The following is a 527-nucleotide window of genomic DNA, read 5'->3' as shown; positions in this document are numbered from 1 at the left end:
CAAATCGTAATCACAGCCTTAACTTTTGGAGCGATCATATTTGGAACTAACAATGTTCAAGCTCAAAATACTACAGCCACTACAACTGTAAATATTACTCTGAACGATGTAATCTCCATCGACGCAGGAAGTGCTGCCATTGGTAATACTGTTGATTTTAACTATGTTACTGCAGCAGACTACAACTCTGATCAGACCATTACTAAAGCCAATTCTTTAAAAGTTACTTCCACAAAGAACTTTAATGTTAAAGTAAAAGCAGGAGGTGCTAATTTCATGAATGGAACGAACTTAATCCCGGTCAATGTTTTGACAATCAAAGCAGCTACAGCTGCCGGAACAATGGGTGGAACAAAAAATACAGTAGTTTTATCTGCAACGGATCAGAATTTAGTTACAAATGCTCCTCTTGGAAGCGCCTTAACACTGAATCTGGACTACACAATTCCGGCAGCAAAATCTTCATCTTCTGATATTTTAGGTAAACCAGCGGGAACTTATACGCAAACCGTAACGTATACTGCAAC

At 38.5% G+C, this 527-nt stretch carries 1 protein-coding gene; it reads left to right on the top strand.

The features are described from left to right. A partial coding sequence (locus NK356_RS24090; protein WP_253318258.1) for a peptidoglycan-binding protein LysM occupies positions 1 to 527 on the top strand: 527 nt, incomplete at both ends.

Origin of the sequence: Chryseobacterium sp. S0630, assembly GCF_024158915.1 — a bacterium.
GTDB lineage: Bacteria > Bacteroidota > Bacteroidia > Flavobacteriales > Weeksellaceae > Chryseobacterium.
This window is presented reverse-complemented; position numbering and strand designations above follow the sequence as displayed.